The sequence below is a fragment of the Colwellia sp. PAMC 21821 genome, from assembly GCF_002077175.1.
Lineage (GTDB): Bacteria > Pseudomonadota > Gammaproteobacteria > Enterobacterales > Alteromonadaceae > Cognaticolwellia.
The window spans coordinates 4,421,199-4,440,691 of sequence record NZ_CP014943.1 but is presented as its reverse complement, the minus strand read 5'-3'; the positions used below and the strand labels follow the sequence as shown (position 1 = coordinate 4,440,691).

The following is a 19,493-nucleotide window of genomic DNA, read 5'->3' as shown; positions in this document are numbered from 1 at the left end:
TATAAGAATAGTGGCTTATAAACAAACCTCAAATAAACCTGCAGCACCCATTCCACCACCGATACACATACTCACCACAACATATTTAACACCGCGACGCTTTCCTTCGATAAGTGCATGGCCGACCATACGAGCACCACTCATACCAAAAGGATGACCAATTGCGATAGCGCCGCCATTAACGTTAAGCTTGTTGTTGTCTATGGCTAAATAATCACGCGAATATATTAGCTGACAAGCAAAAGCTTCGTTAATTTCCCACAAGCCAATATCTTCAATGGATAAACCATGCTGCTTTAATAGTTTAGGAATGGCATAAACGGGACCTATCCCCATTTCATCGGGTTCACAACCGGCAACGGCCATGCCACGAAATATTCCCATTGGCGTTAAACCTTTTTTAGCCGCTAATTGTGAGTCCATAACAACACAGGCTGAGGCACCATCTGATAATTGGCTTGCATTCCCTGCAGTAATAAATTCACCTTGGGGAACCACACGACCATCTTTCCAAACAGGTTCTAATTTTTGTAAACTTTCAAGCGTGGTAGAAGGGCGATTCCCTTCATCTTTATTGAGTAAAACTTCTTCAAACGTAACTTCTTTGGTTTCACGATTAAATACAGATTTGGTTGAAGCCATGGCTACAATTTCGTCATCGAAAAGGCCATTTTCCTGTGCTGCTGCAATGCGTTGTTGAGATTGCAAACTATATTCATCTTGTGCTAAACGTGAAATGTTGTAGCGCTTCGCTACAACTTCAGCGGTTTCAATCATTTGCATGTAGGCATGTTGTGAATGAGACAAGACTTTTTTAGAGACATTACGGAAAGTGTTTTTATGTTTGTTTTGCACCATTGAAATAGACTCAACACCACCGGCCACAACGGTATTCATTGAACCAATCATAATATTTTGAGCCGCAAAACCAATACTCATCAACCCGGATGAACACTGACGATCAAGCGTCATACCTGGCACACTGTTTGGCAAGCCAGCAGCGGTTGCTGTTAAACGCCCTAAATTATAACCTTGAGTACCTTGCTGGGCAGCACAACCTATAATGACGTCATCAACTTCTGCACCATCAATACCTGCGCGTTTGACGGCTTGTTCAACCGCGTGACCAGATAACGCAGGAGCTTCGGTGTCATTAAAGGCACCACGAAAGGCTTTGGCCATTGGGGTTCTGGCGGTAGATACTATAACTGCTTCACGCATGATTATTCCTTACTTGTTTAGGAGTGCTAAGGCACTCGTAGGGTTAAATTTCGGCAGGGTAATAACGGGAATTTACAACACTTTCCCCGCTGAATATTGTTTACACTTGTTGGACTTTTTTCCGAATATCCCGGATAAAAATCGAACTTGCCTTATTCACATTAACACTTATTTAGTTAGTGTTAACATCGACCATTTGAGGTAGGAAAGACACAAAGGTATACAAATATGGATAAGCTTGAAAAAGTAATGCCGTTCACTGATATTGGTATAACAGTGAATTCTTACTCCTTACTATTGATAACTTATCTAACTGGTAATTGTACGAAGCTGATTGAAGGATTAACCACAGATCTCATTGAAGAAAAACCTTTAACTAGCGATATTTAATATCTCTACGCTATGATATTTACCTTTTTTTGTTACCAAATACACGATTTAAAACATATTCGTACATTGATAAGTATTGAAGTCTTAAAAGTATCTTTATATTTAAACTATTGATAAGGCTGTGTAATTTAATTTATTTAGTTACGTGTTACATTTTTAGGTTGTGATTTATAGATTATTCATCCCAATTAACTATGCCACTACATACAGTATGCATGAACTAAAACTGAGTGTTACGTATAAAGTTTAAAATGTAATTTTTAAGCTTGTCAGTTTTTATCTCCTATCTTTGTCACAGTCTAATACGGCTAACTTTACCGCAAAAAACACGAAGATTTAATAAGTGTTACTAGCTGATAAATTGCTTGCGTTTAATAAATTAATGATTATGGTGAACAGATATTTAAATAAGCCGGTCTAAGTTAATACGATGGTAAAGTTTATTGGAAGTCATTATTTTGATCCGTAATTTATTAATACAAACAATTGTTTTTATATTGATTTTTAATGCCGTTTCTATGTTACGAGAAATGAGTATGTTATCTACTAGTTCAGATGTTGAGCCTGCTACGCATCAACTAAAAACGCTAATGAACAACGATATAATGTTGCATGCTGACGGAAAAAAAACTATTGTTTATTTTTTTGCGCCTTGGTGCCAAGTGTGTAACTTTAGTATTGATAACCTGCAAAGTGTTTATCAAAAAAATCCAGAGTTGAATGTGATCGCGGTTGCGCTAGATTTTGTTGACGTTGAAGAAGTTAAAAAATTCACTAATAATCATCAATTAACCTTTCCGGTTGCTTTAGGTAATGAGTCAGTAAAAGCCGATTTTCAAGTGATAGGATATCCAAGTTATTATGTTTTAAATGAAGAAAATACCATTATTGGTCGTTCACTTGGCTATTCTTCTGAAATTGGTCTGTATTTAAGGAGTCTTTAGTCTTCTGATCTTTTACGTGTTTGTGTACACTAAGGCCATCAAAAAAATAATGAGAAGAATGCCTTATGCAAATTTCATCAAACTTCGACTCAGGTAATATCGATGTTATCTCAGCGCAAGATCCTAGCAATATTCAATTGGCTATAAAAAAAGACCATCAATCAGAATTTTACCAATGGTTTCATTTTAAACTACATAATACTGAACATACCCAACATGTTATGCATTTAAACAATGCGGGTAAGTCTGCTTATGTGGAAGGTTGGAAAGATTATCAAGCCGTTGCCTCTTATGACCGTCAACATTGGTTTCGCGTGCCAACAGAATTTGATGGTGAAAACCTCTCCATTACTTTCACACCTGAGCACGACTCAACATATTTCGCTTATTTTGCACCTTACAGTTATGAACGCCACCAAGACTTAATTCACAGTGCACAATTAGATATTGATTGTCAGTTACAAGTCTTGGGGCAGACGCTTGATGGCCGTGATATGTCGGTACTAAAAGTAGGAGAAGAGGGCGAAGGTAAAAAAGTTATTTGGATAACTGCACGTCAACATCCGGGCGAAACTATGGCTGAATGGTTTATGGAAGGCTTTATTGATCGCTTATTAGATGAAGATGACGGTGTTGCACGTTCATTATTGAATAGCGCAGTATTTTATTTAGTGCCTAACATGAATCCTGATGGCTCTGTGCGTGGTCATCTTCGTACAAATGCAAAAGGTGTTAATTTAAATCGTGAGTGGCAAACACCTTCAATGGAAAGTAGCCCTGAAGTATACCTTGTGCGTGAGAAGATGCTTGCTACGGGTGTCGATATGCATTTAGATATTCACGGTGATGAAGCTATACCTTTTAACTTTGTCGCAGGTAGTGAAGGTGTTCCATCATATAACGATCGTATTAAAGGCCTTGAAGACAAATTCAAAAATGTGCTTTTAGCAATAACACCAGAATTTCAAGATGACAAAGGCTATGATAAAGACGAGCCGGGTAAAGCCAATTTAACTGTTGCGGCTAATTGGGTAGGAGAGCAGTTTAAATGCTTAGCCTATACCGTTGAAATGCCATTTAAAGATCATGATTTATTACCAGACTATAGTGTCGGTTGGTCAGATGAGCGTAGTAGCTTATTTGGACGCGATTTTCTTACAGCAATTTTTCATGTAGTGGGTGATTTACGATAGTTTATCTGTCTAACACTGTTATATTTTACAACGCAAAAACTTTAAAAAAATAATAATTATTAGGAGTCTACAGTGCAAGAAATTGTAAATACACTAAATAACATCATCTGGAGCCCGGCATTGATTTACCTTTGCCTGGGTACTGGATTATTTTTCTCTATTATCACTCGATTTGTACAAGTTCGACAATTTCGTGAAATGTGGAGACTGCTTATTACCGGTAAAAGTTCAGCAAAAGGTATTTCATCATTTCAAGCCTTAGCCGTTTCTTTATCTGGTCGTGTTGGTACGGGTAATATTGCTGGTGTTGCCGCCGCTATTGGTTTTGGTGGCCCTGGTGCAGTATTTTGGATGTGGGTTGTCGCCTTTTTAGGCGCTGCTACAGCCTACATTGAATCGACCAATGCACAAATATATAAAGAAGAGCAAGACGGTTTATATCGTGGTGGTCCAGCTTATTATATTGAAAAAGCCATGGGGCAAAAATGGTACGCTTGGATTTTTGCCATAGCTACCATTATTGCTTGTGGCGCTTTGTTACCAACGGTGCAGTCAAATAGTATTGGTGTAGCGGTTACCATGGTGTTTGGTTCAGGTAATATTGTTGAAACGGCACTCGGTCCTATTGAAATGACCAAGTTATATACGGCTGTTTTTATCGTGCTTATTCTAGGTTTTATCATTTTTGGTGGTGTTAAGCGTATTGCTAACTTCACACAAGTAGTGGTGCCATTTATGGCCTTGGCCTACATCATTATTGCTTGTGTGATGATCTTTTTACATATTGATCGTTTAGGTGATGTATTTATGTTGATCATAACAGATGCATTTTCTCCTATGGCAGGTGTAGGTGCAGCAATTGGTTGGGGTGTTAAACGGGGTGTTTACTCTAATGAAGCAGGTCAAGGTACTGGTCCTCATGCTGCAGCTGCTGCAGAAGTCGACCATCCAGCACAACAAGGTTTAGTACAAGCATTTTCGGTATATATTGATACCTTATTTGTCTGTACTGCCACCGCGTTTATGATATTGATCACGCAGTCTTATAATGTACAGTTACAAGGTTCAGGTAGTTTTATTGTGCAAAATATTGCGGGTGATATTGCTGCCAACAGTCCTGCCTATACCCAAATCGCGGTAGAAAGTATGCTGACTGGGTTCGGTAAACCTTTCATTGCCATTGCATTATTTTTCTTCGCTTTCACCACTATATTAGCGTATTACTTTATTGCAGAAAATAATGTTTTATATATCAAACGCACTTTTAATTTTCCAGCCTTAACGTTTTTACTGAAATTGCTAATAATGGTTGCGACCTTCTATGGTACGGTTAAAGCAGCTGATATTGCGTGGGGCATGGGTGATGTTGGTGTTGGTATGATGGCATGGTTAAATATTATTGGCATTCTGGTGATATTTTTTATGGCAAAACCCGCTATTAAAGCCTTAAAAGACTATGAGAGACAGCAAAAAGAAGGTGTAGAAGTTTACACTTTTGACCCGAAAAGTCTAAAAATTGAAAATGCTGATTTCTGGGAAGAACGTTTAGAAGAGCAAAATAAAAAATAATTAACAATTATTGTAAAAAACGCCCGCAAGGGCGTTTTTTTTAGGTAAAATAAAGCATCGTAATAGAGGTAGAAAAATGGCCGTTATAAATTGCCCAAGTTGTAAGAAAAAAATATCGGATAAAGCAAAGATCTGTGAGCATTGTCAAATAGACTTAAGTACGCTAGATGCTGATAAAATCGCAAGCTTAAAACGAATAAGCACCGTAGCAAAATCACAACAATTGATGACGCATTCTTTTATTGCCATGCTGTTATTTTGTGGTGGTTTCCTTTTTCTATATTGGCAAGATGCTCAACCAGGCACTTGGGAGTATGTTGCGGCTATCACAAGTACTATTTTAGGTTTTATTCTTTATATTATTACCCGGGTCAGACTTATATTAAGCAAGCGAAGCCAATCGTAAATAACTTTATTCAAAAGAGATGTTCATGGATATCATTCAGTTAGTCGACAATATGTCAGAAGAAATGTATTTGCGCTTAAAATGTGCCGCTGAAACTGGTAAGTGGCCAGAAGGCACGGCCGTTGCTAAAGAGCAACAAATGAGTGCTTTACAAATTACCATGGCTTATCAATCTAAACATTTAAACTCAGATCAAACCCTTTCTATTAGCCCTAAAGGTGAGATGATCATAAAAACAAAACGCGAACTACGTTCAGATTTCCCTCCAGCACAAGACAGTAATGACATAGCTAGGTTTTCAGATATATGATTTTTTCAAAATTTTTAAAAAAGAAATGGCAACATAAAAACAGTACGGTACGCGTTGAAGCGATAAACACTAGCTTATCACTAGCAGAGCCAGAGCAACGTGAAATTATTCTAGGCCTTGCTAAAACAGACGATAGTGAGAATGTTCGACGCGCTGCATTAATAAAACTCGATAACTTTCAATCTTGGTTAACCCATAGTCAAGAAAATACCATGGCTAAAGTTAAACAATATGCGAGTAACAAAGTAGCCGCTATTTTAACTGACCAAGATGCTATTAACCTTTCTGAACAAGAAAAGCTTACTTATATTGCCAGCAATAATGATTATAGTTTTTATGAACATTGGTTGAAATTAACCGACAACCCCAATTTAATTATCGCGTTATTTGAAAAGTTGGCAACTAAAAATCAACTTAGTGATCAATTGAGCAAACCGGCATTAAAGCCTCAGTTATTGATCAACCTTTTTGGCCAAAAGCAGAACGTTCAGGTTCAAGCGTATATTATTAATCAAGTTGATGACTTAGATACCCTAGAAAAACTGAAGAAAAAATCACAGCAGGCCGAAATTACACAGCAATTGTCTGAAAAAATTGCGGTTTTGCAACTTGCTATCGATCAACCCATTGCATTGCGTAAAAAAGTCAATTTAGTTTTAGCTAAATTGCAAGCCTTAAAAGATCAATACGAGTACAAAGTATATCTTGAAAAAAGAGCTTTACTTAACCAAGAGTGGCAAGCACTAGTCGCTGACTTTTCTTGTTTTGAAGCGCTAGAAACTTCAGTATTTACCGATAAACATACCACGATAGTTTCACAGCTTGATAAACTCTTTGTCGCTAAAGCTGAGCAGCATGCACAAGCTGAAATCTCTCGTGAGCTTAGTGAGAAAAAACAACAGGCGCGTATTCATTTTGATAAAACCTTAACAATCATTGACCAAACCTTAACGACAAGTATTTTTGAAAATGATGAGATTGAAGAGCAACAATATCAAACGCTATTCGATAAATTAACCAGTGAAATTATTGCTTCTTCGCTAACTAAAGATGAGCAGAACGCATTTATTGCTAAAATTTGCCAACAACAGCAAAAACTGCAGCAATTACCTGAAATTGCACAATCGGTTAGTGACGCGACGCATTTAATTTCAAAAGTATCACAACTAGCAATGCCAATAACTGTTATAGAAATGAATGAGCGACTGCCTGTTTATCATGCGTGGTTAGCAGATTGGAAAAATGCTGAGAAAAATTCATCAGGGACATTACCTGATTCAATTAAAAACGCAGCCACTGAAATTCAGCGTAACTGGCGTCAAGCAATAAAACCTTTACAACTAGCACAAAAACAAGAGTTTTCAGTCACACAGAAAAAACTTCATGATGTTAGAAGATTAATTGCTGCTGGTAAATATAACGCTGCATTTGGTGTATTTAAAAAGGCTAAACAATTATTTAATGCGTTGTCTGAACAGCAGCAATACCGAATTCAAAAAGATTATGATTCACTCAGTGAAAAAATTGCAGAATTAGCTGACTGGGAACACTACATCGCAACACCTCGTAAACAGCAATTATTAACAGATATTAAAGCTATAGTAGAAACACCACTTGATAATCCTAATGAGCAAGCAGAAAAAGTTAAACAATATCGTAAAATTTGGAACAGTTTAGGTCATGCTGATGACGATGCTGAACAAAGTTTAAATACTGAGTTTAATAAGTTATGTGAAACGGCATTTACCCCTTGTCGATTATTTTTTGCCGAACAAGAAAAAATACGTGCACAGCATTTAATTACCCGTCAATCATTTGTTGAACAAGCAAAATTACTCGCTGAGCAATTAATGCCGTCGAAAGATAATGACGGCGATAGTACAGCAGTAGATTTTAAAAATGTAGAAACTGAACTAAACCAGATCATAAAACAATGGCAAAGTGCTGGGCAGGTTGATCGCGCTGTTTATCAAGAAATTAACGAACAATTTAATTTAGTTATACAGCCAATAAAATCTGCGATTAAAGTATTTCATCAAGAAAATAAAACATTAAAACAGCAACTTATTTTAAACGCAGAAAAGTTACTCGCAGATGACGATATTTTTGCCGCTGTTAATCAAGTGAAGTCATTGCAAACACAGTGGCGTAACACAGGCTATGCTGGTCCTAAAATAGAAAATAAACTTTGGCAAAGCTTTCGAAAAATTAATGATGATATTTTTGCTAAACGAGATCAAAAAAGTTTACAAGAAAAGTCGGCTACAACCGCTAAGGCGGCTGAGTTAGAAAGCACGTTTACTAAACTTGAAGCAGAATTTTCGCAAGTAACAGAATTAAACGAACTGCAAAATTTTGAACAAGCATTGCAGTCTCTACATCGAGATGTTACGCAACAAAAACCTAAAATGCTAAATCTTGAAAAACAAATTAGTGCCAAAGAAAAATTGATTGCTAAGAAAATTGTTGATTTTAAAACCGAGAATGAAAAGCGACAGTGGGGCTATTTATTTTCGATACTTGAAGAAAGTATCAGTAATGATAAATGCTTTACCGAGCACAATAACTATTTACAACTCTCGGCAATTTGGCAGAAAAAATTAAAAGATTTAGCGAATAACGCAACAGAGTTCGATAGAGAAGATGCGACGTTAGAGCTTGAGATTTTATCTGGTATACCTTCGCCGAGTGAATTACAACAACGCCGTATGACAGTACAAGTTAACTTGATGCAAGCGCAAATGTCTTCAGGTGCAACAATTGATTTACCTGATAAATTTGCTCAGTGGTTAATGTTAGGCAAGCTTGGACAACAAGATTTAGTATTATTAGAAAGAATAAAGCCTATTTTTCAATAAATAGATGAGTAATCAGCTGTCAATTAAAAACTGCCAGCTGATTACTTAAAACTACCCGCAATAACTTAACTTAATTCACCACGTAAACTGACTTCGAGCAATTGACAAATTTTTGCGTGGCTATATTCTTTACTTAGCAGGTAATGTAATTTAGTTAACGTTGCTTCTAAGGTCATATCATGGCCGCTAATAACGCCGATGTTACTCAAAGCGTTGCCCGTTGCATAGCCTTTCATGTTGACAGTACCTTTAATGCACTGACTGCAATTTACAATAACTATACCCGCTTCATTTGCTTGTTTTAAACAATCTAACATCGCTTGATCTTGCGGTGCATTTCCTACCCCGTAACTGCGAATAATTAACGCTTTGACCGGTTGCTTAATGATATTTTTAATCAGTTCAACTGATATACCGGGATATAAGTGCACAACCCCAATTGGCTGTGGCGTAATTTGTGCTAATTTCAATGGCTGGGATACCGGTTCCGATATTTTTCCTTCAATCAACTTTATGTTAATTCCCGCTTCTAACAAAGGTGGTAAATTTGGTGAGTCAAAGGCATTAAAGCCATCAGCATAAGCCTTTATACTGCGGTTCCCTCGAAATAGCTTATTGTTAAAATATAAACCCACTTCATTAATAGGGTAGTTAGCAGCAATATAGAGTGAATTAAGTAAGTTTTCTTGTCCGTCGGAACGTAATTGACTTAAAGGTATTTGTGAACCTGTAACAATGACGGGTTTGCTTAAATTCTCTAACATAAATGAAAGCGCAGAGCTGGTATAAGCCATGGTGTCTGTACCATGTAGCACTACAAATCCATCATAGTCATCATAATGCTGCTTGATATCATTCGCAATATGTTGCCAGTCAGCAGGTGACATATTCGATGAGTCGATTAACGGATGATATTCATTAATGGTAAATTCTGGCATTTCTTCACGATGAAAATCGGGCATTTTCATGATAGCGTCAGTTAAATGCTGCTTCTGTGGAATATAACCATTTTCGCTGGGTTTCATACCAATTGTGCCACCGGTATAAGCAATATATATGCGTTTTCTCATAGCTGAAGTCTTAATGTGAAATTGGCATAATTATAACTGCCAAAGTATAAATATAATTACTCAGGATTGTAACACACAGGATTAATAGACTTTCTAGAAAAAGTAAGCGTTCAATCAAATAAAAGCCCCGATAATTCGAGGCTTTAGCTTAAGATAAAATTAGTGAATACCTGATATTATTCGACTTCACAGGCTAAGCAAAATGAATAGATACCCTGAGGATCATTTAATTGTGCTAATTGCTTAAGCTCTAGTGATAATTGACTAAGAATTTTAGTGATACTGTTTCCACTATACTCAATGTTAGATGGTTCACCCAGCAAGATAGATGCTTGGCCAAACAAGCTTTGTAAGAATAACGCACGAGGGCTTTTTTCTTGTTCAATTAATAAGCTATCGTAACTTTGCAAGTTTGCTAGTTCAGCTGCAGCTTCTATAGCGTTATCAATATTACCTAAGGCGTCAACTAAACCAAGTTCTAATGCTTTTGAACCTGACCATACTCGACCTTGAGCAATAGCATCAACTTGTTCGGTTGTCATATCTCGATTATTGGCCACTAGCTCAATAAAATCGCGGTATCCGCGTTCAATATTTAATTGCACGATATTTGCCATACCCGGTGATAATTCACGTGTTAAACCAAAACCAGCAATATCTGTAGTACCAACACCATCAGTATGAATACCTAATTTGCTTAACGTATTTTCAAAAGTCATGAAAAAACCAAATATACCAATTGAACCGGTAATCGTTGTAGGAGAAGCATAAATTTTATCAGCTGATGCTGATATCCAATAGCCACCTGACGCTGCGTAAGTCCCCATTGAAGCCACCACAGGTTTGCCGGCCGCCTTCAATAATTCTACTTCTTGGCGAATAACTTCAGAAGCGTATGCACTGCCACCTGGGCTATCAACACGAAGTACAACTGCTTTTACAGCCTTATTTTCTCGGGCTTCGCGTAACAAAGCTGCAGTAGAACTACCGCCTATTATGCCTGGTTTTTGATTACCATCTAAAATAGTGCCTTTGGCTACGATAACAGCAACTTTATCGCCGTCAATACTATCAAAAGAAACTTTTGAATTAATAACCGTTAAATAATTATTAAAGGCGATGCTTTTATAACCATCTTCGCCATCACTCCCAACGGTATTAATTAAGTCATGCCTGATTTGTTCTCGCGTTTTTAAAGCATCGACCCAGTTATTTGCTAAAGCATATTCAGCAACATTACCATTGGCTGCTTTTAATTTTGTGACTAAAACATCAACGTCTTCATCAAAATTACTGACTGCAAAGTTACGTTGCTGAGCAACATCTATTTTGTATTGTTGCCATAAATCGTTAAGCCATAACTGGTTAGCTTCTCTAGCGGCGTCAGACATATTGTCACGTATATAAGGTTCAACGGCTGATTTATAAGTACCGACACGAAAAACGTGTTGGCTGATTGAAAGTTTTTCCAATGCAGATTTAAAATAGAGTTGATAACGACCGTAACCGTCTAACAGCATCCATCCATTTGGATTTAGCCAAACTTCATCAGCATAACTTGCTAGGTAATATTGGTTTTGGCTATATTGTTCACCAACAGCAATTATTTTTTTACCACTTTGTTTGAATTCGATGAGTGCCTCGGCGATATCACGTAACTTGGTAATACCTGAGCCTTGCATATTTTTTAACTCCAACACCATCATACTGATGTTGTCATCGTTTTCTGCATGTTTGATCACGGCTAATATATCAGCCAACAAGACTTCAGGAGCAGTATCAGGTTGTTCAAGCGCTTCACTGATAAATGCGTCCATTGGGTCTATATCATGTTTTTGCTCGACAATGTCCCCACTTATATTCAATACAAGCGCTGAGCCGGGCTTAACAACTATACTTTTTTCACCACTGCTAATAGCAATAATAAAAATTAATAGCACAGTAAAAAATACTAAATTAATAATAATCTTGCGAGAGGTGTTGAGCAAACTAAATAAGCCGAAGGTTATTCTTGCTATGGTACTTTTATTTTCTTTCATAAAACGTTGTCTACAAGCTTTTTTTGTTTTTGATAGCCATATGCTACTTAAATTTGACGCGCTTAAATAGTCGTAAATGTAACTATTTTTGTCAGTAAGTTAAATTGAAAGCATTTATCCACTCGCACGTTCTATTATCTATATATTTACGCTATTTTTATAATAGCGATGTATATAAAGGCAATAAAAAGAGTAAAGTCATATTAATTAATGACAAAAGTTATTTAATCTATATGATAACAAACAGATAGCATCTATATTACTGTGATTTTTGACTTGTAAAACTCAGTATATTTGACCGCTATATTCATCAGTTCGTTTTTGGCCCTAAGGATATTAAACTAAAGGAATTTACAATTTTATGAATGTATTAGAGTTTTTACATACTCGTCAGTCTAATCCTCATTTGCACGGTAATACACCTGATCAAGAGATCATTGATAATATTCTCAAAGCGGGTATGCGTGTACCTGACCATGCAGGTTTAACACCTTGGCGATTTACCGTAGTAAAAGACGAAAGCTTGACCAAGTTAAGTAAGGCGTTTAAGTCTGCAACGATCAGTGACGGTGGTGATGAAGCTAAAATAGAAAAAGCCGCTAAAATGCCTTTTCGCGCGCCTTTAATTATTGTTATTAGTACTAAGTTTCATCAGCACGTTAAGGTACCTAAGCAAGAACAGTTAATAGCGGCAGGGTGCGCAGTGCATGCAATGCAGATGGCAGCAACATGTTTAGATTTAGGCTCGGTCTGGCGCACCGGTGAAATGAGCTATCATCCATTAGTGAAAGAACGCTTAAATATTGAACTTCATGAGGAAATTGTTGGTTTCTTATATATTGGTGAAGAGTCTAAAGAGTTGCCATTGAAAAGTAGTAAAGGGCTTGAAGAGTACGTAAGTTACTTTTAACTTACAAAGCACGAGTAATAGCCCATCAAATTGGTAAAACTATTTTAAAATTTTACTTTACCCGTTTAGGTTCATCAATTTTCACTTAATAAAAAACCCTCGGCTGAGGGTTTTTTATTTTATGCGATACCTATTTAGCTTTACGCTAATTTAGAATGATGCATTATTTGGCGTTCTTGGGAAAGGGATCACGTCACGAACATTTTGCATGCCAGTCGCATAAGCAACCAAACGTTCAAAACCTAAACCAAAACCTGAATGTGGAACAGTGCCGTAACGGCGTAAATCACGATACCAACTGTAATCTGCAGGATCTAAGTTCATTTCTGCTAAACGTTTATCTAAAACATCTAAACGTTCTTCACGCTGGCTACCACCAATAATTTCGCCGATGCCTGGTGCTAAAATGTCCATCGCAGCAACCGTTTTACCGTCATCATTTAAACGCATGTAGAAAGATTTAATATCTTTCGGATAGTTTTGTAAAACTACCGGGCCATTGAAATGTTCTTCAGCTAAGTAACGTTCGTGCTCTGAGTTTAAGTCAACACCCCAAGCCACTTTGTTTTCAAACTTTTTACCACAGTTTTCTAAAATAGTGATCGCGTCTGTGTAGTCTAAACGAACAAAGTCGTTGTTGATCACAGAGTTTAATCTATCTACCACTGTTTTATCGACACGCTGTTGGAAAAATGCCATGTCATCAGCACGCTCATCAAGCACGGCTTGAAAAACATATTTTAACATTTCTTCAGCAAGATCAGCAGCATCAGATAGATCGGCAAAAGCGATTTCCGGCTCAATCATCCAAAACTCCGCTAAATGACGGGTAGTATTTGAATTCTCAGCACGGAAAGTTGGTCCAAAAGTGTATACCTTAGAAAGGGCACAACAATAGGTTTCCACATTCAATTGACCAGAAACAGTTAAAAATGTTTCTTTACCAAAAAAGTCTTGGCTGTAATCAACTTTGCCTTGATCATTTAATGGCAAGTTTTCCATATCAAGGGTACTAACACGGAACATTTCGCCAGCGCCTTCACAGTCACTACCGGTAATTAACGGTGTGCTGATCCAAAAGTAACCTTTGCTATGTAAAAAGCGATGTACTGCTTGTGCCAAAGTATTTCGAACGCGTGTTACTGCTCCGCCAATATTAGTGCGCGGACGTAAATGTGCTTGTTCACGTAAAAATTCAATACTATGACGTTTTGCTGCCATAGGGTAAGTATCAGGGTCTTCTACTAAACCTAATACTTCAACTTGCTCTGCTTGTAACTCAAACGACTGACCTTGACCTGGTGACTCAACCAAAATACCGGTAACTTTTACTGCAGCACCTGTCGTAAGTTTTAATATATCAGTCTGATAATTATCCAAGTTGTTAGGAGCAATTGCTTGAATAGCGTCGAAACATGAACCGTCATGAACCGCTAAAAATGAAATACCTGCTTTAGAATCACGACGGGTGCGGATCCAACCATGGATAGTAATTGATTCATTAACAGGATATTTTCCTGCCAAGATATCAGTAATTGCAATGACTGACATTAAAACCTCTTTTTTGTCAAAAATGTTCTCTAATTTTAAGGATTGATATGTTACCTTGCTTGTAAGGTTTAACAAGTAATAATTGCTAAATCTTGTCTTTATAAAAAGAAAAAATACAATTAGAGATAAAAGGCGGTATGAAGTATGAAAAATACGAGAAAAGAGCGTAGGAATACTGCTGATTTATGGACTTATTTGTTAAGGGTTTTAGCTATTGTGGGGTGGGGGTTGTTCGTTGTTGCTTTAATTGTCTCTTATTATGCTGCACCGGAGGCTGATTATGGGATATTACGCTATCATAATATTGAAATTAGAAAATTTTGGCTGACACCATTAACGGGGTATTTGTATATAGTATTATGGCTAAGTGCATTAAGCAGTTATTTTTGTTTAATACTTGATAAATATCGTAGCCGCCGTAAAAGCGATAGTAAGCACTTTAATATATTATTATTACTAGTGATCACCATCGCTTGGGTGAGCTTTATATTGGTTCAAATTTCAGAAGCTAAAATTGTCTAATATTCTTATTTTAAGAACAATAACTCGAGATTAAATGCTATTTATTTAATCTCGTTTATAACAATTATCCTCATCTAATACGGTGCTTATCGCCTTTATCAGTAAACTCAGTTGCGCTTTGTTGCTGATAAATGGCGGCATAATATAGATAAGTTGTCCAAAAGGGCGTATCCAAACGCCTAATTCAACAAACCGCTTCTGTATTACCGCCATCTCAACATATTCAGTTGCTTCAACGACACCAATTCCACCTAATACTCTTATATCTGCCACTCTTGGGTGATCTATTAATGGCATTAATTCATCTTTTAAAATGCATTCAATATCAGCTATTTGTTTTTGCCATTCATTTCGTTTTAATATTTTTAAACTCGCATTTGCAACCGCACAGGCTAGTGGATTTCCCATAAAAGTCGGGCCATGCATGAAGCAACCTGCTTCGCCATCACTAATGGAGTTGGCTATTTCATCAGTACATAAAGTTGCTGCTAGTGTCATGTAGCCACCCGTTAAGGTTTTTCCTAAGCAGATAATATCAGGGCTAATATCTGCCCATTCGCAGGCAAACAACTTACCGGTTCGCCCTAGTCCTGTAGCGATTTCATCAGCAATCAACAAAACGTTATATTGGTTACAAAGTGCTCGGCAGGTTTTTAAATAATTAGGGTGATACAAGCGCATACCTCCAGCACCTTGTACTATAGGTTCTATAATAAATGCGGCTATTTCCTGATGATGTTTAGCAAACATTGCCGATAATTCATCAACGTCAGACGCATCCCATGCTTGATCAAAAGTGGTTTTAGGCGCTGGAGCGAATAAATTTTTCATTAAAACAGGTTCAAACAACTGATGCATGCCATTAACTGGGTCGCATACCGACATAGCAGCAAATGTATCACCATGATAACCATTTCTTACGGTCAGGATTTTATGCTTTTCAGGCTTATTTTTACTGTGCCAGTACTGTAGTGACATTTTTAACGCCACTTCAACTGACACTGAGCCACTGTCACTCAAAAATACTTTATTTAAGCCTTTAGGCGTAAGCTCAATTAATGTTTGGGCGAGGGTAATGGCAGGTTCGTGTGTTAAACCACCAAACATAACATGAGCAAATTTTTCGGTTTGCTTAATTAACGCCTGATTTAATTCAGGATGATTATAACCGTGCAGTACAGACCACCAAGATGACATGCCATCAACAAGTTTCTCGCCACTCGCCAAGTTAATATAGACGCCTTCGGCAGACTCTACCAAATAGGATGGTAATGGCTTAGACATCGAAGTATAGGGATGCCATACATGGTTTTTATCAAATTCTAGACTTTCTGTTTGTTTTTTGTTCATATGTAAGGCTTGGTTAAGTAAATTAGTTGACATCTTGCAGTTGACGCATAGACTACCCGTTAATAATACTAGATGCAATTTCAAAACGAGTGAATAACTATGACACAACAAACATCAGCAGTAAGTGAATCTAGGTCTACTACTGCCGCTAATAATATCAACCAAAGTAGCAGTGAAGCTCGCCATAACTGGCAAGCAGAAGAAGTTAAAGCATTGTTTGACATGCCATTTAATGATTTGATGTTTAAGGCGCAAGTTATTCACCGAGCAAACTTTAATCCAAATGAAGTCCAAGTCAGCACTTTATTATCAATTAAAACTGGCGCATGCCCTGAAGATTGTAAATACTGCTCGCAAAGCTCACGCTATAAAACTGACATCGATAAAGAACGTTTGATGGAAGTTCAAAAAGTGCTTGAAGCAGCGCAAGTGGCTAAAGATCAAGGTTCAACTCGTTTTTGTATGGGCGCTGGATGGCGTAACCCTAAAGCAAGAGATATGCCTGCAGTAGTGGAAATGGTTAAAGGTGTTAAAGCTTTAGGGCTAGAAACCTGTATGACATTAGGGATGTTATCTGCGGATCAAGCGGATGAACTGCAAGGTGCCGGTTTAGACTATTACAACCATAATTTAGATACTTCGCCAGAGCATTATAATCAAATTATCACCACTCGTACTTATCAAGATAGATTAGACACTTTAACCAATGTACGAAGTTCTGGTATGAAAGTATGTAGTGGCGGTATTGTTGGTTTAGGTGAAGAAAGTAAAGACCGAGCGTCATTATTAGCACAACTTGCCAACCTTTCACCACAACCAGAAAGTGTGCCGATCAATATGCTGGTTAAAATTGAAGGTACGCCGTTGTCTGACGTTGATGATTTAGATCATTTTGAATTTATCCGCTGTATTGCGGTTGCACGTATTATGATGCCAAAAAGTCATGTACGTTTATCAGCAGGTCGTGATGCGATGAATGAACAAATGCAAGCAATGTGCTTCTTAGCCGGTGCCAACTCAATATTTTACGGTTGTAAATTATTGACTACGGGTAATCCTGAAGCAAATAAAGACATGATGTTGTTTGATCGTTTAGGTATTAATACCGAAACTATTGCGAGTTCAGAAGTAGACGAAGCAAAAATTAAAACAGCTGTTGTTGATCAACAAAATAGTGATCTATTTTATAACGCCGTAAACTAACCTTTATGGCGTTTGATTTTTTATCCGCAAATATTGCACAACAAAAACAGCGCACACGTTATCGTGTGCGACAATGTGTTGCTGAGCAAAATGGTCGTTATGTTAAAATCGACGATAAAAGTTACTTAAACTTTTCTTCTAACGACTATCTCGGTTTAAATCACCATCCAGAAATTAACCAAGCATTGTTAGCAGGGGCTGAGAGATTTGGCACATGCGCTAGCGGTTCTAGTTTAATTACTGGCTATTCTTATGCACATCAAGCATTAGAAAATGACATTTGTGATTGGTTAAACAAGCCCAAATGTTTGTTATTTGCTAGCGGATTTTCGGCCAATAACGCGCTAATGCACGCATTAGGGCATGAGAGTTGCCAACTTTATTTAGATAAACTTAGTCATGCGTCATTAATAGATGGTGCTTTATCAAGTAATGCTAAAGTAAAACGCTTTTTACATAACGATACTGCACAACTACAAAGATTTTTATCACAAAGCCAACAAGCAGCCATTAATACGGGTCACGAGTTAAACAAGGTTATTGTCTCTGAAGGCGTTTTTAGTATGGACGGCGATCAGGCCGACGTAGAACAATTATCTAAAATAGCACAGCAACACCAAGCCTTATTATATTTAGATGACGCCCACAGTATCGGCGTTGTAGGTAATAAAGGTGAAGGAAGTAGTAGCGTTGCAGAAGTGGACGTGATTATGGCAACCTTTGGCAAAAGTATTGCCACCAGCGGAGCCTTTGTGGCTTGTGATGAATTACTCGCTGATTATTTAGTTAATTTTTCTCGGCATTATATATATTCCACGGCTATTTCTCCGGCATTAGCTTGGGCAACAAAAAAGAGTATTGAAATCATTCAACGTGAGCATTGGCGACGCGAAAAAATTACAGAATTGAGTCAATTACTTGCGTCAAAACTCAGCAATAAAGTACAATTAATTAAAAATGCATCTTCAATTCATGCCATCGTTATTGGCGATGAAGTTGCAACACTTGCTGTGTGTCAAAAATTACGAGATAAGGGTATTTGGCTCAGTGCCATCCGTCCTCCTACTGTTCCAAATAATAGTTCGAGGTTACGCGTAACCGTAACATCGAAACATGAAATTAAAGATATCAATTACTTAGCTAATTGTATCAATGAGGTTATAGCATAATGTCTGAAAAGACTAACCGTTTTAAGATAGCGAGATCATTTGGCTCAGCTAGTACTTCTTATGACATTTCAGCGCGTTTACAACGCTATTGTGGTAAGCATTTAATGCCTTGGTTACCTAATCGCAATGATTTAACTGCGTTAGATTTGGGTGCGGGTACTGGTTTTTTTACCGACCTTTTGGCAAGTCGTTATCAACAAGTTATTGGTGTAGATATATCGAAAAAAATGCTAAATTTTTCTAAAGATAATCGTAATAAAAGCATTCATTGGCTAGAAGCCGACGCATATAAAATTCCATTACAAGATAACAGTATCGATTTAGTTTATTCCAATCTTATGATCCAGTGGTGTGACCCACTAGATTTAGTGCTAAATGAAGTCATTCGAGTATTAAAACCCGGTGGCCTGTTTGTTTTTAGTACTTTAATTGATGGCACTTTATTTGAATTAAAGTCTGCTTGGGCACAAGTTGATAATGACCAACACGTAATCGACTTTAAAGCAGAAACTGATATTAGACCATTATTTGACGGCACTGATCGCAAGCTATTGGATTTTAAACAGCAAGATATAGTATTAGAATATGAAAATGTTTTACATTTAGCACATGAATTGAAAAGCCTGGGTGCGAATCATGTACCTAAAAAGCAGGCCAAAGGGCTTGCGGGTAAAGATAAGTGGCAAAAAATGACTAAAAGCTATCAAGACTTTATAGAGCCAAGTGGTATATACCCGGCAACTTATAAAGCTTTTTCAGGCCTTATTGTGAAGTTAAACGATTAAGCT

Annotated in this window: 16 protein-coding genes; 11 read left to right on the top strand and 5 right to left on the bottom strand. The window is 37.3% G+C overall.

What is annotated here, in order from left to right:
- Nucleotides 1–15: 15 nt before the first annotated feature.
- On the bottom strand, nt 16–1,221 hold the full coding sequence (locus A3Q33_RS18570) for an acetyl-CoA C-acyltransferase (protein ID WP_081181278.1): 1,206 nt from the start codon (nt 1,219–1,221) through the stop codon (nt 16–18).
- A gap of 926 nt (nt 1,222–2,147) precedes the next feature.
- Between A3Q33_RS18570 and A3Q33_RS18565 the strand changes: the two genes are divergently transcribed.
- From A3Q33_RS18565 to A3Q33_RS18540, 6 genes are all read left to right on the top strand, one after another.
- Nucleotides 2,148–2,555 (top strand): TlpA family protein disulfide reductase, encoded by a 408-nt coding sequence (locus tag A3Q33_RS18565; protein WP_081182781.1) that lies wholly within the window; start codon nt 2,148–2,150, stop codon nt 2,553–2,555.
- A 65-nt stretch (nt 2,556–2,620) separates the two neighbouring features.
- Nucleotides 2,621–3,748 carry a M14 family metallopeptidase gene (locus A3Q33_RS18560; protein ID WP_081181276.1) on the top strand — a complete coding sequence of 376 codons (1,128 nt, stop codon included), beginning with the start codon at nt 2,621–2,623 and terminating at the stop codon, nt 3,746–3,748.
- Between the two features lie 72 nt (nt 3,749–3,820).
- A complete protein-coding gene (locus A3Q33_RS18555) occupies nt 3,821–5,317 on the top strand; it encodes an alanine/glycine:cation symporter family protein (protein WP_081181275.1) in 1,497 nt (498 codons plus the stop codon).
- A 76-nt stretch (nt 5,318–5,393) separates the two neighbouring features.
- On the top strand, nt 5,394–5,723 hold the full coding sequence (locus A3Q33_RS18550) for a hypothetical protein (RefSeq protein WP_081181273.1): 330 nt from the start codon (nt 5,394–5,396) through the stop codon (nt 5,721–5,723).
- A gap of 25 nt (nt 5,724–5,748) precedes the next feature.
- A complete protein-coding gene (locus A3Q33_RS18545) occupies nt 5,749–6,033 on the top strand; it encodes a YeaC family protein (RefSeq protein ID WP_081181272.1) in 285 nt (94 codons plus the stop codon).
- Nucleotides 6,030–8,891 carry a DUF349 domain-containing protein gene (locus A3Q33_RS18540; RefSeq protein ID WP_081181270.1) on the top strand — a complete coding sequence of 954 codons (2,862 nt, stop codon included), beginning with the start codon at nt 6,030–6,032 and terminating at the stop codon, nt 8,889–8,891. Before A3Q33_RS18545 ends, A3Q33_RS18540 begins: the two co-directional genes overlap by 4 nt.
- Nucleotides 8,892–8,956: 65 nt before the next feature.
- Here the strand turns inward: A3Q33_RS18540 and ansA are convergent, their stop codons facing one another.
- Together ansA and sppA are read right to left on the bottom strand one after the other, a co-directional pair.
- On the bottom strand, nt 8,957–9,961 hold the full coding sequence (gene ansA / locus A3Q33_RS18535) for an asparaginase (RefSeq protein WP_081181269.1): 1,005 nt from the start codon (nt 9,959–9,961) through the stop codon (nt 8,957–8,959).
- 176 nt (nt 9,962–10,137) lie between these two features.
- Nucleotides 10,138–12,000: a signal peptide peptidase SppA gene (gene sppA / locus A3Q33_RS18530; RefSeq protein ID WP_081181267.1), complete on the bottom strand. Its 1,863-nt coding sequence runs from the start codon at nt 11,998–12,000 to the stop codon at nt 10,138–10,140.
- Nucleotides 12,001–12,361: 361 nt separating this feature from the next.
- Here sppA and A3Q33_RS18525 point away from each other — a divergent pair, with 361 nt between their 5' ends.
- Nucleotides 12,362–12,910 (top strand): nitroreductase family protein, encoded by a 549-nt coding sequence (locus A3Q33_RS18525; protein WP_081181266.1) that lies wholly within the window; start codon nt 12,362–12,364, stop codon nt 12,908–12,910.
- A gap of 150 nt (nt 12,911–13,060) precedes the next feature.
- Here A3Q33_RS18525 and asnS read toward each other — a convergent pair whose 3' ends face one another.
- Nucleotides 13,061–14,461 (bottom strand): asparagine--tRNA ligase, encoded by a 1,401-nt coding sequence (gene asnS / locus A3Q33_RS18520; RefSeq protein WP_081181265.1) that lies wholly within the window; start codon nt 14,459–14,461, stop codon nt 13,061–13,063.
- Nucleotides 14,462–14,605: 144 nt separating this feature from the next.
- Between asnS and A3Q33_RS18515 the strand changes: the two genes are divergently transcribed.
- Nucleotides 14,606–14,983 carry a hypothetical protein gene (locus A3Q33_RS18515; RefSeq protein ID WP_081181264.1) on the top strand — a complete coding sequence of 126 codons (378 nt, stop codon included), beginning with the start codon at nt 14,606–14,608 and terminating at the stop codon, nt 14,981–14,983.
- 45 nt (nt 14,984–15,028) lie between these two features.
- On the opposite strand, the gene bioA is transcribed toward A3Q33_RS18515, so the two are convergent.
- Nucleotides 15,029–16,333: an adenosylmethionine--8-amino-7-oxononanoate transaminase gene (gene bioA / locus A3Q33_RS18510; protein ID WP_081182778.1), complete on the bottom strand. Its 1,305-nt coding sequence runs from the start codon at nt 16,331–16,333 to the stop codon at nt 15,029–15,031.
- Nucleotides 16,334–16,555: 222 nt separating this feature from the next.
- Between bioA and bioB the strand changes: the two genes are divergently transcribed.
- From bioB to bioC, 3 genes are read left to right on the top strand one after another with little or no spacing between them, the layout of a single operon-like run.
- Nucleotides 16,556–17,536: a biotin synthase BioB gene (gene bioB / locus A3Q33_RS18505; protein WP_231295871.1), complete on the top strand. Its 981-nt coding sequence runs from the start codon at nt 16,556–16,558 to the stop codon at nt 17,534–17,536.
- Nucleotides 17,537–17,541: 5 nt separating this feature from the next.
- Nucleotides 17,542–18,705: an aminotransferase class I/II-fold pyridoxal phosphate-dependent enzyme gene (locus A3Q33_RS18500; protein WP_081181260.1), complete on the top strand. Its 1,164-nt coding sequence runs from the start codon at nt 17,542–17,544 to the stop codon at nt 18,703–18,705.
- On the top strand, nt 18,705–19,490 hold the full coding sequence (gene bioC / locus A3Q33_RS18495) for a malonyl-ACP O-methyltransferase BioC (protein ID WP_081181258.1): 786 nt from the start codon (nt 18,705–18,707) through the stop codon (nt 19,488–19,490). The genes A3Q33_RS18500 and bioC overlap by 1 nt, the downstream gene beginning before the upstream one ends.
- Nucleotides 19,491–19,493: the final 3 nt, after the last annotated feature.

Excerpts from the sequence above, each read along its gene's own strand:
- A3Q33_RS18570 (WP_081181278.1), bottom strand. The coding sequence starts at position 1,221 with ATGCGTGAAGCAGTTATAGTATCTACCGCCAGAACCCCAATGGCCAAA.
- A3Q33_RS18550 (WP_081181273.1), top strand. The coding sequence starts at position 5,394 with ATGGCCGTTATAAATTGCCCAAGTTGTAAGAAAAAAATATCGGATAAA.
- ansA (WP_081181269.1), bottom strand. The coding sequence starts at position 9,961 with ATGAGAAAACGCATATATATTGCTTATACCGGTGGCACAATTGGTATG.
- A3Q33_RS18545 (WP_081181272.1), top strand. The coding sequence starts at position 5,749 with ATGGATATCATTCAGTTAGTCGACAATATGTCAGAAGAAATGTATTTG.
- A3Q33_RS18525 (WP_081181266.1), top strand. The coding sequence starts at position 12,362 with ATGAATGTATTAGAGTTTTTACATACTCGTCAGTCTAATCCTCATTTG.
- A3Q33_RS18540 (WP_081181270.1), top strand. The coding sequence starts at position 6,030 with ATGATTTTTTCAAAATTTTTAAAAAAGAAATGGCAACATAAAAACAGT.
- A3Q33_RS18515 (WP_081181264.1), top strand. The coding sequence starts at position 14,606 with ATGAAAAATACGAGAAAAGAGCGTAGGAATACTGCTGATTTATGGACT.
- bioC (WP_081181258.1), top strand. The coding sequence starts at position 18,705 with ATGTCTGAAAAGACTAACCGTTTTAAGATAGCGAGATCATTTGGCTCA.
- bioA (WP_081182778.1), bottom strand. The coding sequence starts at position 16,333 with ATGAACAAAAAACAAACAGAAAGTCTAGAATTTGATAAAAACCATGTA.
- asnS (WP_081181265.1), bottom strand. The coding sequence starts at position 14,461 with ATGTCAGTCATTGCAATTACTGATATCTTGGCAGGAAAATATCCTGTT.
- sppA (WP_081181267.1), bottom strand. The coding sequence starts at position 12,000 with ATGAAAGAAAATAAAAGTACCATAGCAAGAATAACCTTCGGCTTATTT.
- A3Q33_RS18500 (WP_081181260.1), top strand. The coding sequence starts at position 17,542 with ATGGCGTTTGATTTTTTATCCGCAAATATTGCACAACAAAAACAGCGC.
- bioB (WP_231295871.1), top strand. The coding sequence starts at position 16,556 with ATGCCATTTAATGATTTGATGTTTAAGGCGCAAGTTATTCACCGAGCA.
- A3Q33_RS18565 (WP_081182781.1), top strand. The coding sequence starts at position 2,148 with ATGTTATCTACTAGTTCAGATGTTGAGCCTGCTACGCATCAACTAAAA.
- A3Q33_RS18560 (WP_081181276.1), top strand. The coding sequence starts at position 2,621 with ATGCAAATTTCATCAAACTTCGACTCAGGTAATATCGATGTTATCTCA.